The following is a 15,142-nucleotide window of genomic DNA, read 5'->3' on the forward strand; positions in this document are numbered from 1 at the left end:
CGGTCGTGCGCGGCTTCAGGCGACGAGGCTCGCGAAGTCGCGGACGGCCGGGAACGCGAACTCGCGGTGCCGTCGTGTGAACAGCTCGGCGGAGCGGTCGGCCGGCCAGTCGTCGTCCATGTATTGACGCGGAAGCCGCGGATCGGCGCGCAGCAGCGCGAGCCAGTCGGCCACGAGCACGGTGCGCGCCGTGAGGGGAGGCAGATCGGATCCCGCGTCCTCACGCCCCCAGTGGGCGAGGAACTCGTCGTGCGCGCTGCGGATGCGCGGGATATCCCACACCGTGCGGACCGTCTCGTCCATCGGGAATCCGTCGAGCTCCGAGGCGGCGAATGCGTTGACCGAGCCCGGCGGAAGCTCGGGGATGATCGCATCGAGCGCGCTCGCGAGGTCGACCGCGCCGGGCGCGATCCACAGTCCGTCGCGCAGCACCGAGAAGCCCGACCACGTGAGCGCGGCGCGCAGGCGGTGGCGCAGCGTGCGCACGTCCTCGGGAACGGTGAACGTCACGAGCGTCCAGCCGTCGCCCTGCGGATCGAACGGCGACGGCCCGTTCACGCGGCGGGCCGCTTCGCGCAGCACCTCGCTGCCGTGGGCGGTGAGCTGGAACCCGATCTCCCGCCCGAGGCGGTGGCGTTCGAGCAGACCGCTCGCGACCATGCGGTCGAGGTTGGTGCGCACAGCGGATGCCGCGACGCCCGCACCCTCGAGCACCGACAGCAGCACGCTCGCGCGCAGCGGCTCGAAGTAGCGGTCGCACACGTATTCGCCGAAGAACGCGAGCAGCAGCTGGCGCGGCTTGCGCGTCAGGACGGAGTTCTCGGCGACCGTCTCGCCGAGAACCGCCGTCGCCGCCGTCTGGGTCACGCCGCAGTGGCTCCCGGTCGAACGGCCTCGCCGCGCTTGGCCCGCTGGATCTGCTCGTACACGTGCGTGCGCAGCTCTGTGAACCGCGGCAGAGCCCGCGTCACGAGCTGGTCGCGATCGGCGGGCAGATCGATCGAGAGGTCCTCCTGCACCCACGTCGGGGACTTCGAGAGCACCACGACCCGCTCGCCGAGGTAGACCGACTCGTCGATGTCGTGCGTCACGAAGAGGATCGACATACCCCGCTCCCGGTGGAGCGTGCGCACGAGGTCCTCGAGGTCGGCGCGCGTCTGCGCGTCGACGGCCGCGAACGGCTCGTCCATGATGAGCACCTCGGGCTCGTACGCGACGGCGCGCGCGATCGCGACGCGCTGCTGCATGCCGCCGGAGAGCTGCCACGGATAGCTCTTCGCCGCGTGGTCGAGGCCCACCGCGACGAGCGCGTCGTCGATGAGCCGGTCGCGCTCGGCGCGGGAGAGCTTCTTGTGCTTGAGCGGCAGGTCGACATTGCCCCGCACGGTGAGCCACGGGTACAGACTGCGGCCGTACTCCTGGAAGACGAGGGCCATGTTCGGCGGCGGCCCCGTGACGCGCTTGCCCTCGAGCTCGACGACACCCGACGTCGGCCGCAGGAGGCCGGCGATGCACTTGAGGAGCGTCGTCTTGCCGCATCCGGAAGGGCCGACGATGACCACGAGCTCGCCCGCGTTCATCTGGAAGCTGATGTCGCCGATCGCCTCGACGCTGCCCGTCGAGGACTCGTAGACCTTGCGCAGGTGCTCGACAGTGAGAAGCGGCTGCGCCGCGGAACGCGATTCAGGCACGCTCCACCTCCTTGACTCCGTGGTACCAGCGAAGGACACGTCGCTCGACGAATCCGAAGATCACCGCGAGCAGCACGCCGATCAGACCGAGCAGCACGATGCCGCTCCACATCTGGGCGATCAGATAGTTCCGCTGGAAGAACACGATCTGATAGCCCAGGCCCGACGACGAGAAGAACATCTCCGAGATCACCATGAGGATCAGCGCGATCGACAGGCACTGGCGCACGCCGGTCATGATGCGCGGGCTCGCCGCCGGCAGCACGAGGAAGCGGAGGCGCTCGGAGCGCGTGATCGCGAACGACTGCGCGGTCTCGGTCATGACGGAGTCCGTCGAGCGGACACCCTCGATGGTGTTGAGCAGGACTGGCCAGATGGCACCCGTGACCATGACGACGACCTTCATGGTGTCGTTCGCCCCGACGAGCACCGCCACGATCGGGATGAGCACGGGGGGCGGCACCGCCCGGAAGAACTCGAAGATCGGCTCGAGCAGCTCTCGCAGCCACCGCACGAGGCCGATGACCGTGCCGGCCGCGATGCCGAGCACGACCGCGAGGACGATGCTGATCGCGAGGCGCCCCAGGCTCGGCAGCACGTCGTTGACGAACGCCGGCCCGATCCACGTCTCGACGAACGCCTCGGCGATGACGAGCGGACTGGGGAAGAACGGTGCCGGCGAGATCGACGACCAGATGCCCCAGATGACGAGCAGGAGGATGGGCAGCCCGAGCGCGTAGGCGGTGTTCTCGCCGATCTTCGCCCACACGCGCGACGGCTTGCGGGGCGTGACGACGGTGCTCGTGTAGAGGGTCACAGGACCTCCTCCCCTCGCACCGACTGGTGCCACGCGAGCGAGCGGCGCTCGATCGCGCGGAACCCGATGTTCACGAGCAGGCCGAGCACGCCGGTGACGATCACCAGCGCGTAGACGGTGGTCCACTGGCCGGACTCGCGGGCGATCATGATCGCGCGGCCGAGCCCCGGGACCGACATGAACATCTCGGCGGTGATCGCGAGGATCAGCGCGACGGTCGCCGCGAGCCGGAGGCCGGTCATGAGGTACGGCAGCGCGGTCGGGAACACGACGCTCACGACCTGCGCGCCGCGCGAGAGACCGTAGCTGCGTGCGGTGTCGCGCGCCACGGCGTCGACGTCTGCGACGCCGTAGAGCACCTGGATGAACACCTGCCAGAAGCTCGCGAACACGATGATCAGCAGCGCGGCCTGCAGCTGGTAGCCGAACATGAGGATCGCGAGCGGGATGAGCGCGACCGACGGGATCGGGCGCAGGAACTCCACCGTCGTGTGCGTCGCCCGCCGCAGGAACGGCACGAGCCCGATGATCGTACCGAGCACGACGGCGAGCACCGTCGCGATGAGCAGGCCCAGCGCCCACGACGTGAGCGTGCGACCGACGTTGCGCCAGAACTCGAGGTCACGGAACAGCGCGAGCAGCTGCGCGATCGTGTCGGTCGCGGTCGGGAAGTACGCCGCGTTGACGACTCCCAGGGTCGGGAGCAGCTGCCACGTCACGAGGAACCCGGCGATGCCGGCGAGTCCGAGCACGACTTTCCGCAGCGTGCGCAGGCGGCGCTGACGGCGGAAGTTGCTCGAGCCGCGGGGGGTCGCCGGCGTGGCGATGACGGGGGCGTCGGCGGTGGCGGTCACGGTGATCCGATCGGTGGTGCGGGGGCGGGAACGGAAGGGAGGGGCGGATGCCTCGGCCGAGGCATCCGCCCCTCCTCAGGCCGTTCCTACTGCTGCTGGATCAGGCGGCTGTAGTCGGGCTCGCCCTCGATGTACTCGAACTCGACGGCGAGCGCGCCCAGCTCTTCGATGCCGGCACCGGCGAGGTCCCACGTGAACTCGGGCAGCGTGATGCCCGCCGCGGCCTCCTCGGGGATCTCGAGGTTCGTGGCGATCGCGGTGCGCACCGCGGCCTCGTTGTTCGCGGCCCACTCGAGCGCCTCCGACATCGCGGCGGCGTACGCGGCGACGAGGTCGGGGTCGGAGTCGAGGAGCTCCTGCGTCGTGATGTTCGTGAGCACGGTGAGGCCCGGGATGGTCGCCTGGTACGGCGAGACCACCGAGACGCCGCCGCCGCCCACGATCATGGCGCGGAACGGGTCGGGCGCCCACGCGGCGTCCATCGTGCCCGCCTCGAGCTGCGCGGGGACGTCGGGGAACGCGACCTCGACGAACTCGATCGTCGAGGGGTCGCCGCCGTCGTCCTGCACGGCCTTGCGGATCGTGAGGTCGCCGGCCGCGCCGAGCGTGTTGACCGAGACCTTCTTGCCGGCGAGGTCGGCCGGACGCGTGATGCCCGAGTCGCCGAGCGCGACGACCGCGTTCACGTCGGTGCCCTCGGCGAGGCTGTTGGCGTAGTTGCCGACGATCACGACGCCGAGGTCCTGGAGGTCGGCGCGGATCGGGCCGAAGGGCTGGCCGATCGCGAACTGGATGTCGCCGCTGAGCAGCGCCGGGATCGCGTTCGCTCCGCCCTGCGCGGGGACGACCTCGATCTCGAGGCCGTGCGCCTCGAAGATCCCCTCGTCCATCGCGGCCCACAGGGCCCCGGTCTCGGCGATCGGAAGCGCCGCGACGCGGACGGTCGTGAGCTCGCCGCCGGCGGCGTCTTCGGTCGCGGTCGAAGTGGCGGAAGGTGCGGCGGAGTCGGTGCATCCGCTGAGTGTGAGGACGGCCGCCGCGCCGAGCGCGATGGCGGCAAGAGCTTTCTTCATTGACAAGCCTCTCGTGAGCAGTGTGGGCAGGACCGACGGGGGCGACGCCGCGGGCTCGGGCACCCATCGCCTGTTGATCGCACGTCGCTGTGTCGGTGCTCACATCATGGGTCGCGTCGAGAAGGATTGTCAAGATTTTCTTGACGCTCGTCACAGATCAGTTGAATAACGGATCCTTCTCAATCGGATAACGGATGCTCCGCCCGCAGCAGCGGACGCCGATAGGCGAGCACCTCGAGCAGCGAGACGAAGCGCGTCACCTCGTCGGCGCGCAGCGGAGCGAGCAGGTCGCGCTGCACGAGCTCCGCCGCGACCGCGACGCGCTCGACGACCTCACGCGCCTCCGCCGTGAGGTCGATGAGCTTGCGTCTGCGATCGCGCGGATCGGGTCGGGCGGTGACCAGCCCCCGGCGCGCGAGGCGCGCGATGACGTCCGTCGTGCTCGACTTGTCGAGCGAGGCCAACTCGCCGGCCGTGCTCTGGTCGATGTCGTCGTTCCACGCGACGGCCGTCAGGAGGGCGTACTGCGGCGACGTGAGCAGGGAGCCGACGTGCTGCGCCCAGTACACGCCCTGCAGCTGCTCGCTGCGGCGCAGGAGGTGCCCGGGCGCCGTCGCCGGCAGAAGCACGAACGACGCATCCGCATCCTCCGGAACGGCGGGCGGCTCTCCGCGGAATGCGACACGTGCGAGCACCGCCGAGAACCATGCGGACTCGTCGGGCGAGAGCGGCTCCAGGAACCGCCGCTGCACCGCCGCCACGCGCGGCGTGATGTGGCGCAGCGCGGAGCGCGCGGGCGTCGTGAGCGACAGCAGGTAGCGCCTCCGGTCGCCCGCGTCGCGTCGGCGCGCGAGCCACCCGTGGCGCGCGAGCCGCGCGACGACGTCCGCGGCGGTCGACTTGTCGAGCGACGCGCTCTGGCCGGCGGAGCGCTGATCCATCGATCCGGATGCGAGCACGCTCAGCAGTGCGTACTGAGGCCCCGTCACCTCACCGTCGAACTCCTCGGTCCACAGCGCGGTGTGCACCTGGTGCGCGCGCCGGATGAGGTGACCGGGCGAGGTGTGGAGTCGCAGCATCCGCGACCGCGCCTCACCCTGCTCGCGTTCCTCGTCCGTCAGGGACACAGGACGCCCACCCCCTCCATCGCGGTCACCCGACTGCGGCGACTCGGACGGACCCGTCCTGCCCAGTCAGGCCGGATCGCTGCCCGCATTTTCTTGCAGGAATACTGACACGTCTCGCGATCCGAGTCGTCGCGCAGTCCCCCGGGGCGGGAGACGGGAGCGAGAAAACGCGCGGTTCCGCGTATGGTGGCAGTCAACCAGGAGGTGGCGCTGTGCTGTTTGCCTTGTATGCGGTCCTGTTCCTCGGCGGGATGTACCTGTTCGGGCTGTCCTTCAATCTGGAGGCTTTCCAGGGCCTCGTCTTCGTGGCCGGCATCCTGTGCGTGTCGGCGGCCCTCGCGACGCCGATCACGGCGAGCGCGATCCAGAACCAGAGCGGCGTGAGCCGCCGGCGCCGACCGCGCTGATCGGCGCCGGCGCCCACGCGCTCCGGATTCAGGCGCCGCTGCGCGCGAGCCGCTGCGCGCGCCGCCCGGCCGCGCTCTCGGCCCATCCCCTGCGGATGACCCGCACCGCGTCGGCTGCGAGCTCGACGCCGTCGTCGTACGGCGCGCGCCAGATCGCGAGCATGTCGCCCGCGCCGTCGCCGACGAGCGGTCGCGAGAACGCCTCGACGCCCCACCGGCCGGTGTAGCCCTCGTCGAGCGTCTGCTGCACGACCTTGGGGATGTCGACGACGCCGGTGCTGAGCAACCCGCGGCCCGACTGCCCCAGCTCGAGGTACGCGAGGCGCGGAAGCGCGTCGCGGATGGCCGCCGCCATGTCGGCCTCCTCGATCGCCATGTGGTACGTGTCGAGGTGGATCCCGAGGCTGCGCGACCCGCTCAGCTCGACGAACTCGAGCGCCTGCGCGGCGGTGTTGATCGCGGACGTCTCGTAGCGGTTGAGCACCTCGAACGTCATCGTGATGCCGCGATCGGATGCCTCGTCGGCGACCGCGCCCACTTCGCGGGCGGCCCGCTCGAGAGCGTCGCGCGGCGTCGGCGCGCCGGGCGGTCCGAACAGTCCGTACGGCACGCCGTTCAGCTGGTCCGCGCCGAGCGCGGCCGCGAAGTCCACGGCCGCGCGGAGCGCCGCGGCACCCTCGCGGCGCTCCGCCTCATCGGCCGAAGACACATCTGCACCCGGAGCCTGTCCCGTCATCGCGATCGGCGCGATGTCGGCCTCCTCGAACGCACGGCGCAGGGCCGCCGCATCCGTCGCCGCAGGATCCAGCGGCGGCAGGACCGCCCGCCGGTATCCCGCCTCGCGCAGCCGCGGCAGCACCGCGGCGAGCGCCTCGGGCGTCGGGTCGGCGACGACCGCGCTCACATGGAAGGCGATGTCGAGTTGCAGCTCGAGATCGAGGTTCACGGTGCCTCCGATCAGAACACCGGCAGGTCGAGGCGCTGCTTGAACACCGAGTAGCCGTCGTCGACGCTGACCACCGTGCCGTTGATGACGTTGGCCTCGTCCGACGCGAGGAACGCGACGACGTTCGCGATCTCCTCGGGCTCGGTGAGCTTGTTGCGCAGCTGCTCGGCCGCGAAGGTGGCCTTCAGCTCGTCGCTGAACTGGTTGATGATCGGGGTCGCGACGCGGCCGGGTGTGATCGCGACGGCGCGGATGCCGTACTCCGCGAGCTCGTACGCGGCCGAGCGCGTGAACGAGATGACGGCGGCCTTCGCGGCGCTGTACGTGAACGACAGCTCGGCGGCCTGCTCGCCGTAGATCGACGACGTCGAGATGATCACCCCGCCGGTGCCCTGGTCGCGGAACTGACGACCCGCCGCGAGGATGCCGTAGTACACCCCGTGCTGGTCGATGTTGATGATCGGCTCGTAGTCCTTGGCCGGATCGTGCTCGAGCAGCGGACGGCCGCCCGCGATGCCCGCGTTGTTGAAGATGACGTCGAGCTTGCCGAACACCTCGACGGCGCGCGCGACGGCGGCCTCGACCTCGGCGTACTTCGACACGTCGACCCGGACCGCGGCGACGGCGCCCTCGAAGCCCTCACGCGAGATCTCGGATGCGGCGGCCTCCGCCTGCTCGAGGTTGATGTCGGCGATCATGACCTTCGCGCCTTCGCGCACGAACTTCCGAACGGTCGCGAGACCGATTCCGCTCGCGCCTCCCGTGATGAGCGCGACTTTGCCTTCCAGGCGCATGGGTTCCTCTTCTCTCTGCGTTGGGGTGACTGCGTTGATGGGGCGGGGGCGGATGCCGCGGCATCCGCCCCCGCGTGTCGGAGCCCGGTCAGCCGAGCTTGTCCGACGGGGTGATGTCAGCCGCGTTCTCCTTCGTCACGAGCGTGACGTCGACGGCGACGAAGCGCTTCGAGGGCAGCTCGCCGGTCTCGCGGTACCGCTCGACGTCCTCGACGAGCATGTCGAGCACGGTCGGCCACGGCTGCTCGATCGTCGCGAGCATGTTGCCGCCCGCCTCGATCGCCGCGATCGTCTCGGCGAGGGCGTCGACGCCCGTCACGACGGCGGTCGACTCGTCCTCCGCGAGAGCCTGTGCGGCGCCGAGCGCGGCGTCGTCCCAGCCTGCCCACACGGCGTCGAGGCCGCCGGGGTTGGCCGACAGGTAGTCGGCGACGAAGTTGAGCGCCTCGGTGCGACCCGACGCGGGGCTGGTCACCTGCTGGATCTCACCGCCCGCGATGGTCGCGCCCGCCGCCTCGAACGCCTCGATCGCGAGGCGCGAGCGGTAGCGGATGCCGGCGTGCGGGTCGTGCCCGATGACCATGACGGTCTTGCCCTCGAGGCCGCCGATCGCGTCGCCGATGCCCTCGACGGTCTTGTCGACGATCGCCTGCTGGTCGGTCGTGATGTTGGTGACGAACGCGTCCGTCTCCTCGGTGCCCGCGTCCATCGCGAAGATCGGGATCTCGGCGTCCTTCGCCGCGGTGACGATCGAGGCGATCGACGAGACATCCGTGTAGCCGTCGAGGATGACGTCGGCGCCCTGGCCGATCGCGCTCTCGACCGCCGGGTTCATCTTCTGGAAGTCGAAGTCGCCCTGGATCATCGTGAGGTCCCAGCCGAGCTCCTCGGCCTTCTCGGTGACCGCCTTGACCCACCACGCGCCGACCGGCGTCTGGTTGCCCGACGTGAACGCGATGACCTTGAAGGTGCCGTCGTCGTCGCCTCCGCCGGAGCCTCCGGAGCCGCCCGAGCTCGAGCATCCGGTCAGTGCCAGGGCGGCCGCGGCGACGAGAGCCCCCGCGATCTTGAACTTCTTACGCACGTGTCTACTCCTTTGTGATTGCGCTTGCGTTGAGGGATTGGGTGGCCTGCGGGATCGCCGCGCGGCCCGAGGGAGATCGCTATGTCTCCCGCGTCTTGAGCGACGACAGGGTGACCGCCGCGATGATGATGAGACCGGTGACGACCTGCTGCACGTAGGCGTTGACGCCCAGGATGTTCAGGCCGTTGCTCATGACGCCGATGATCGCGACGCCGATCATCGTGCCGACGAGGTTCGCCGCGCCCGAGCGGACCACGGTCATGCCGAGGAACACCGCGGCGACCGAGAACAGCGTGTTGTCGCCGCCCTGCTCGGCGGCGGCGCTGCCGAGGCGTGCCGCGAGCAGGATGCCGCCGATCGCCGAGATGATGCCGGCGAGCGTGAACGCGAGCAGTCGCGCGAACCGCACGTTGACGCCCGAGAGGCGCGCCACCTCGACGTTGCCGCCGATCGCGTACCAGCGACGCCCGACCGTCGTGAACCGCAGTCCCGCCCAGATGAGCACCGAGATCGCGACCGCGAAATACACGGGCAGCGGGATGTTCAGGAACCGGCCCTGGCCGAGCTGGTTGAACTCCGCGGGCATGCCGAACACCGTCGTGCCCCCGGTCACGAGATACCCGAGGCCGATGACCGATGTCATCGTCGCGAGCGTCGCGACGAATGCCGACATCTTGAGATACGCGATCAGGATGCCGTTGACCAGGCCCACGATGAGCCCGACCGCGAGACCCGCGAGGAGAGCCACGCCGAGCCCGTTCTCCTGCAGGAGGAGGACGGATGTGACCGCGCCCGCGAGGCTCGACGTCGCACCCACCGACAGGTCGAAGTCGCCGAGCACCATGACGATCGTCTGCGCGCCCGCGATGATCGCGAGGATCGAGATCTGGTACAGGATGTTGCGCACGTTCACGAACGACAGGAACGTGTCGGGCCGCATCAAGAAGAAGAACAGGATGAGCAGGATCAGTGCGACCACTGTGCCGCCGCTGATGAGCAGGCGGCCTGCCGCCTTCGACTGCTGGACCACGACGGCGGTGGTGGTGGTCGATTCCTTCTGAGTGGTCATGTCACTCCGACCTTCCGTAGGCGTAGGAGAGGAGGATCTCGTCGTCGGCGCCCTCGGCGGCGACCTCCCCTGAGATCGAGCCCTCGTGCATGATGAGGATGCGGTCGCTCATTCCGATGAGCTCGGGCAGCTCGGAGCTGACCGCGATGACGGCTGTGCCCTGTGCCGCGAGCTCGCGGATCAGGCGGTAGATCTCGGCCTTCGTGCCGACGTCGATGCCCCGGGTCGGCTCGTCCATGAGCAGGACCTTGGGTCGGCGAGCGAGCATCTTGGCGAGCACGACCTTCTGCTGGTTGCCGCCCGAGAGCTCGCCGACCGATTGCTTCGGGCCGCGCGCCTTGATCTGCAGGTCGGCCATGCCGCGCTTGGCCATCTGCGCGATCTGCCGACCGGAGACGACCCCGGCACGGCTCACAGCGCCGAGGTTCGCGAGCGCGATGTTGTCCTGGATCGACGTGCCCAGCAGCACACCCTGGCTGCGGCGCTCCTCGGGGACGAGCGCGACGCCCGCGTCGAGCATCCGCCCCACCGCCGAGCGACGCCGCAACGGGACACCGCCCACCGTGATCGTGCCGCCCTTGTGGCCCTGCGCGCCGGCGAGGATCCGCAGCAGCTCGCTGCGCCCCGACCCGGCGAGCCCGCCGATGCCGAGCACCTCGCCCGCGTACGCCTCGAACGAGACGTCCTTGACGCGGCGCCCGTTCAGGTGCTCCACCGTGAGCACGACGTCCTTCGTCGCGGTGCCCCGTTCGGGGTACAGCGAGTCGGCCGAGCGGCCCACCATCGTCGAGATGACCTCGTCGATCGTCGTGTCGGCGACGTTCTTCGTCACGATGGTCTCGCCGTTGCGCATGATCGTGAGCCGGTCGCACAGCTCGAAGACCTCCTCGAGACGGTGCGACACGTAGACGATCGCGACGCCCTCCTCGCGCAGCGCGCGCAGCACGGCGAACACTTCGCGGATCTCGGTCTCGGTGAGCGACGCCGTCGGCTCGTCGAGGATGAGCACGCGGGCATCCGTCGCGAGGGCGCGAGCGACCGCGACCATCGTCTGCTGCACCGGCGAGAGGTCGCCCGCGAGCTTGCGCAGCGGGATCTTCTGCTGCAGGCGCGCGAGCTGCTCGCCCGCCCGGCGGCGCAGCGCGCGACCGTTCACGATGCCGGCGCGACTGGGGAGCTGTTCGCCGAGCAGCACGTTCTCGGCGACCGAGATCGTGGGCACGATCGACAGCTCCTGATACAGCGCGACGACGCCCGCCTGGTGCGCCGCGCGCACGTTGGCGAACTCGACCGTCTCACCGCCGCGGCGGATCTCGCCCGAGTCGGGGCTGTACAGGCCGGTGACGATCTTGATGAGCGTCGACTTTCCCGCGCCGTTCTCGCCGAGCAGCGCGTGGATCTCCCCGGGCTGCACCGACAGCCGTACGCCCTTGAGCGCGTGCACGCCGTCGAAGCTCTTGACGATGTCGACCGCCTCGAGCGCCGGCGGCGCCTGCACCACCACGGGGGGCTCCTCCTCGGTGATCGTCACGACGACACCGCCTCGAGCTCGTTGCACCGGATGACGACCTTCGGATGCGCCCCCGAGACGTGCGCCTCGAACGCCTCGACGGCGTTCTCGAGCGGGAACACCGCGCGCGTCAGCTCGTCGACATCGAGGTGCGGCAGGATCTGCAGCGCCCGCGGGAACGCGTACGGCGACACGAACACGCCCGTGAGCGTGAGCTCCTTGAGGTACAGGTAGTCCGACAGGTTGAGCGGCATCTCGAACGTCTCGGGGTACATCGCCCCGTAGACGACGGTCGCGCCCTTCGCGGCGATGTCGAGGAGACCCCGCACCGCTCGCGGCGAGCCCGACGCGTCGACGACGACGTCGTACCCGCGGCCGCCCGTGATCTCGTCGGCCCGGGCCTGCTGGTCCTCCGCGACGGGGTCGATCACGTGCTCGGCGCCGTGGCGCAGCGCCATCTCGCGGCGATCCGCGATCGGCTCGATGAGGGTGAGCGATGTCGCCCCGTGCATCTTGAGCACCTGCAGCGCGAGCTGGCCGATCGGGCCGCCGCCGCAGATCGCGACGCGGTCGCCGACCTTGATGTTCGTCTTGTCGGCGATGCGCACCGCGACCGACGTCGGCTCGAGCAGGCAGCCCTTCAGGAGCGGCACGTCGTCGGGCAGCTTGTACACCTGCGACTCGTGCCACGTGACGGTCTCGGCCATGCCGGGGCGGTTGTACTCCTGGATGTTCTCGCAGAACTGCTGCTTGCCCTCCTGGCACGGGCGGCACGTGCCGCAGAAGCGCAGGAAGTTGCCCGCGACGCGATCGCCGACCCGCAGGCCGTTGCGCGTCGCGCGCTTGCCGAGCGCCTCGACGACACCCGACAGCTCGTGGCCGAGCCCGATCGGCACGTCCGTGCCGAAGAATCCCTCGGCCAGGTGCGGGTCGGAGCCGCAGATCGCGGCGTAGGCGACGCGGATGCGCACGTCCTCGGGTCCGAGCGGCTGCTCGGGGAAGTCCACGACTCCGATGCGGCCGCGCGTGCTCTCATCGGGATCGCGCAGGCTCCCGATCTTGGTGACAGCGACTGTTCTCATTCGACTCTCCGGTGGAGCGGGCCCGGTCAGGAGGCGGCGAGCACGCGACGCGCGGCCGCGATCGTGTCCTTGAGGCCGTAGCCGTGCTTGTCGCGCAGCTGCTCGTCCTCGCCGAAGCCGGCGTAGACCTGCGGGATGCCCAGGCGCTCGAACGCCTTGAGGCTCACACCCCGGTCGGTGAGCACGTCCGCGATGCGCGAGGCGAGGCCGCCGTACGCGAGGTGGTCCTCCAGCACGACGAACCGGCCGTCGGTCTCCTCCGCGCACCGGAGGATGAGCTCCTCGTCGATGGGCTTCAGCGTGAACATGTCGACGACGCGCACGGACCGGCCGTCCTTCGCGACCTCCTCCGCGGCCTGGAGCGCCTGGGCGACCGTCGTGCCGTGGGTGAAGATCGTGGCATCCGCGCCCTCTCGGGCGACGATGCCCTTGCCGATCCGGACCTCGTGCTGGCCCGGCTCGTAGAGGACCATGTCCTTCTTGCCGACCGCGAGGCGGATGTAGATCGGGCCCTGCATCGTCATCGACTGGCGGATGACCTCACCCACCATGAGCGGGTCGCCGATCGAGGTCACGGTCATGTTCGTCAGGGCGCACATGAGCGCGAGATCCTCGACCGCGTAGTGCGTCGAGCCGCCGTTGCCGACGAGGCCGCCGTGCGTGCCGATGATCTTGACCGGCAGGTTCGGGTAGCAGACGTCGGTGCGGATCTGCTCGAGTGCACGCATCGAGAGGAACGGCAGCATGCCTGAGACGACGGGGATGTTGCCGTCGTAGGCGAGGCCGGCTGCGATGCCGACGCACGCCTGCTCGGCGAGGCCGACGTCGAGGAACCGCTCGGGGTACGTGTCGCGGAACTCCACGAGCGTCGCGCCGATGTCGGGGGTGAGCACCCACAGGTTGTCGTAGTCGGCGCCGAGTTCGGCGAGCGTCGATCCGATGACGGATCGCGCCGAGAGCATCTCTCCGAAAGTGAAGGTCACAGGCATCAGACGTTCTCCTTCTCACGCGAGGCGGCGAGCGCGGCGAGGGCGCGTTCGAGGTCTTCGGCACCGAGCGACCCCGCGTGCCACGCGAGGTTGCGCTCCATGAAGTCGACGCCCTTGCCCTTGACGGTCTCGGCGATCACGACCGTCGGGGTGTCGCTGTGGGGGTCGGGCAGCGCGTCGATCGCGGCGACGAGCTGCGACATGTCGTGGCCGTCGATCTCGACGACGTTCCAGCCGAAGGCGCGCCACTTGTCGGGGTACGGCTCGAAGACGACCCGCTCCTCGGCGAAGCTCGTCATGAGCTGGCGGTTGCGGTCGACGAACGCGACGAGGTTGCCGAGGCGGTTGCTGCGGCCGGCCATGACGGCCTCCCACACCGAGCCCTCACCGGTCTCGCCGTCGCCCAGCAGGCACACGACGCGATGGTCGTCGCCGCGGTGACGCGCGCTCAGCGCCATGCCGACCGCGAGCGGCAGGCCGTGGCCGAGTGAGCCGGTCGAGCACTCGACGCCGGGCAGCTGCACCTTGCAGGGGTGCATGCCGTACGCGCTGTCGAGCTGACCGTACGTCTCGACGATGCCCTCGTAGGAGAAGAACCCGCGCATCGCCATCGCGATGTACATGCACACCGCGGCGTGCCCCTTGCTGAGCACGAAGCGGTCGCGCTCGGGGTTCGCGATGTCACTCGGGTCCACATTGAGCCCGTAGTGGAACAGCGCGGTGAAGATGTCGGCGGCCGACAGATCGCCGCCGATGTGAACCGCGCCCTCGTACGTGCCGCACAGGTGCAGCAGCTTCTGCCGCAGCTCGAAGGCGAGATCCTCGAGCTCTTCCACGCTGTGCCGCTGATCGGTTCCGGCCAGGGGTGTCCGGCCCATCGCTTGCCTCCTCGTCGATGACTCCGATGTCGCCGAGGTCCCCATTCGCCGGGTCCTCGTCGACTCTTCGATCCCAGATCTCCCGCACCTCTGCGGGTGATGTGATCAGGAACGTAGCACTCTCTTCTTTACATGTAAACAGGAACGTACCTAAACTTGTTTACACGCGGCGAGCTTGGGGCGAGCCGCACGACTCACGTCACAGAGAGGTGCATTCGATGTCGCAGACAGTGGACACGGCTACGGCTGTGCGGACCGGCTTGTTCATCGGCGGTCAAGAGCGGTTCACCGACGAAGTGCTCAAGGTCGCAGACCCCGGCAAGCCGGGTGTGATCGTCGGCGAGGCGGCTTCGGCGTCGCCGCAGGACGTGGCGGATGCGGTCGCCGCGGCCAAGGCCGCGTACCCCGCGTGGGCGGCGCTGGGTGCCGAAGGGCGCGCCAAGGCGATGGCCGATGCGATCGCCGGCATCGCCGACGACCGTGACGAGGACGCCCGCATCCTGTCGCAGGAGAACGGCAAGGTCCGCATGGAGGCCTGGGTCGACGCGCTCGTGTTCGAGCTGCGGTGGAACCTCGCCCTCTCGCTCAAGGACGAGGTCGAGACCTCGAAGACGCTCCCGGCCATCCCCGGCGCGATCCCCGTCAACACCGAGGTCGCCTTCCAGCCCCTCGGCGTGGTCACGATCATCGTGCCGTTCAACTGGCCGATCGCGATCCTCGCGGCATCGCTGCCGCACGCGCTCCTCGCGGGCAACACCGCGATCGTGAAGGTTCCGCCGACGACGCCGCTCGCGACCGCGCGCGTCGTGCAGCGCGTCGCC

The 15,142-nt window shown here is 69.7% G+C and carries 16 protein-coding genes; 2 read left to right on the forward strand and 14 right to left on the reverse strand.

Annotation, left to right across the window (positions count from 1 at the left end; genetic code table 11):
• Positions 1 to 15: 15 nt before the first annotated feature.
• The 6 genes from VNR19_RS01145 to VNR19_RS01170 form a co-directional block, all read right to left on the reverse strand.
• Positions 16 to 867, reverse strand: a complete 852-nt coding sequence (locus tag VNR19_RS01145) for a PaaX family transcriptional regulator (RefSeq protein WP_325723065.1) — start codon at positions 865 to 867, stop codon at positions 16 to 18.
• Positions 864 to 1,691, reverse strand: coding sequence for an ABC transporter ATP-binding protein (locus VNR19_RS01150; protein ID WP_325723067.1), 828 nt, complete (start codon positions 1,689 to 1,691; stop codon positions 864 to 866). The genes VNR19_RS01145 and VNR19_RS01150 overlap by 4 nt, the downstream gene beginning before the upstream one ends.
• Entirely contained in the window at positions 1,684 to 2,508 is an 825-nt protein-coding gene (locus tag VNR19_RS01155) for an ABC transporter permease (RefSeq protein ID WP_325033363.1), read from the reverse strand. Before VNR19_RS01155 ends, VNR19_RS01150 begins: the two co-directional genes overlap by 8 nt.
• Positions 2,505 to 3,362 carry an ABC transporter permease gene (locus tag VNR19_RS01160; RefSeq protein ID WP_325723070.1) on the reverse strand — a complete coding sequence of 286 codons (858 nt, stop codon included), beginning with the start codon at positions 3,360 to 3,362 and terminating at the stop codon, positions 2,505 to 2,507. Before VNR19_RS01160 ends, VNR19_RS01155 begins: the two co-directional genes overlap by 4 nt.
• 86 nt (positions 3,363 to 3,448) lie before the next feature.
• Positions 3,449 to 4,435: an ABC transporter substrate-binding protein gene (locus tag VNR19_RS01165; protein WP_325723072.1), complete on the reverse strand. Its 987-nt coding sequence runs from the start codon at positions 4,433 to 4,435 to the stop codon at positions 3,449 to 3,451.
• Positions 4,436 to 4,614: 179 nt separating this feature from the next.
• A complete protein-coding gene (locus VNR19_RS01170) occupies positions 4,615 to 5,562 on the reverse strand; it encodes a MarR family winged helix-turn-helix transcriptional regulator (protein WP_325723074.1) in 948 nt (315 codons plus the stop codon).
• 212 nt (positions 5,563 to 5,774) lie between these two features.
• On the opposite strand from VNR19_RS01170, the gene VNR19_RS01175 reads away from it, so the two are divergent.
• Positions 5,775 to 5,969, forward strand: coding sequence for a hypothetical protein (locus VNR19_RS01175; protein ID WP_325723076.1), 195 nt, complete (start codon positions 5,775 to 5,777; stop codon positions 5,967 to 5,969).
• Between the two features lie 28 nt (positions 5,970 to 5,997).
• On the opposite strand, the gene VNR19_RS01180 is transcribed toward VNR19_RS01175, so the two are convergent.
• The 8 genes from VNR19_RS01180 to VNR19_RS01215 all read right to left on the reverse strand — a co-directional run bounded on the left by VNR19_RS01180 (position 5,998) and on the right by VNR19_RS01215 (position 14,321).
• Positions 5,998 to 6,915: a sugar phosphate isomerase/epimerase family protein gene (locus VNR19_RS01180; RefSeq protein WP_325723078.1), complete on the reverse strand. Its 918-nt coding sequence runs from the start codon at positions 6,913 to 6,915 to the stop codon at positions 5,998 to 6,000.
• An 11-nt stretch (positions 6,916 to 6,926) separates the two neighbouring features.
• Entirely contained in the window at positions 6,927 to 7,709 is a 783-nt protein-coding gene (locus VNR19_RS01185) for an SDR family NAD(P)-dependent oxidoreductase (protein ID WP_325723080.1), read from the reverse strand.
• Between the two features lie 88 nt (positions 7,710 to 7,797).
• Positions 7,798 to 8,793 (reverse strand): sugar ABC transporter substrate-binding protein, encoded by a 996-nt coding sequence (locus VNR19_RS01190; protein WP_325723082.1) that lies wholly within the window; start codon positions 8,791 to 8,793, stop codon positions 7,798 to 7,800.
• Positions 8,794 to 8,872: 79 nt separating this feature from the next.
• Positions 8,873 to 9,862 (reverse strand): ABC transporter permease, encoded by a 990-nt coding sequence (locus VNR19_RS01195; RefSeq protein ID WP_325723084.1) that lies wholly within the window; start codon positions 9,860 to 9,862, stop codon positions 8,873 to 8,875.
• A gap of 1 nt (position 9,863) precedes the next feature.
• Positions 9,864 to 11,393, reverse strand: coding sequence for a sugar ABC transporter ATP-binding protein (locus tag VNR19_RS01200; protein ID WP_325723086.1), 1,530 nt, complete (start codon positions 11,391 to 11,393; stop codon positions 9,864 to 9,866).
• Positions 11,390 to 12,454, reverse strand: a complete 1,065-nt coding sequence (locus VNR19_RS01205) for a zinc-dependent alcohol dehydrogenase (protein WP_325723088.1) — start codon at positions 12,452 to 12,454, stop codon at positions 11,390 to 11,392. The genes VNR19_RS01200 and VNR19_RS01205 overlap by 4 nt, the downstream gene beginning before the upstream one ends.
• Before the next feature lie 26 nt (positions 12,455 to 12,480).
• Positions 12,481 to 13,443, reverse strand: a complete 963-nt coding sequence (locus VNR19_RS01210; RefSeq protein WP_325723090.1) for a transketolase family protein — start codon at positions 13,441 to 13,443, stop codon at positions 12,481 to 12,483.
• Entirely contained in the window at positions 13,443 to 14,321 is an 879-nt protein-coding gene (locus VNR19_RS01215; protein WP_325723092.1) for a transketolase, read from the reverse strand. Before VNR19_RS01215 ends, VNR19_RS01210 begins: the two co-directional genes overlap by 1 nt.
• Before the next feature lie 218 nt (positions 14,322 to 14,539).
• Between VNR19_RS01215 and VNR19_RS01220 the strand changes: the two genes are divergently transcribed.
• On the forward strand, positions 14,540 to 15,142 hold a 603-nt coding region (locus VNR19_RS01220; RefSeq protein WP_325723094.1), incomplete at its 3' end, for an aldehyde dehydrogenase family protein.

Source organism: Microbacterium sp. (assembly GCF_035556355.1).
Taxonomy (GTDB): Bacteria; Actinomycetota; Actinomycetes; order Actinomycetales; family Microbacteriaceae; genus Microbacterium.

Bases quoted from the DNA above. Each gene is read 5' to 3' on its own strand.
- VNR19_RS01165 (WP_325723072.1), bottom strand. From the start codon at position 4,435: ATGAAGAAAGCTCTTGCCGCCATCGCGCTCGGCGCGGCGGCCGTCCTC.
- VNR19_RS01185 (WP_325723080.1), bottom strand. From the start codon at position 7,709: ATGCGCCTGGAAGGCAAAGTCGCGCTCATCACGGGAGGCGCGAGCGGA.
- VNR19_RS01195 (WP_325723084.1), bottom strand. From the start codon at position 9,862: ATGACCACTCAGAAGGAATCGACCACCACCACCGCCGTCGTGGTCCAG.
- VNR19_RS01205 (WP_325723088.1), bottom strand. From the start codon at position 12,454: ATGAGAACAGTCGCTGTCACCAAGATCGGGAGCCTGCGCGATCCCGAT.
- VNR19_RS01210 (WP_325723090.1), bottom strand. From the start codon at position 13,443: ATGCCTGTGACCTTCACTTTCGGAGAGATGCTCTCGGCGCGATCCGTC.
- VNR19_RS01215 (WP_325723092.1), bottom strand. From the start codon at position 14,321: ATGGGCCGGACACCCCTGGCCGGAACCGATCAGCGGCACAGCGTGGAA.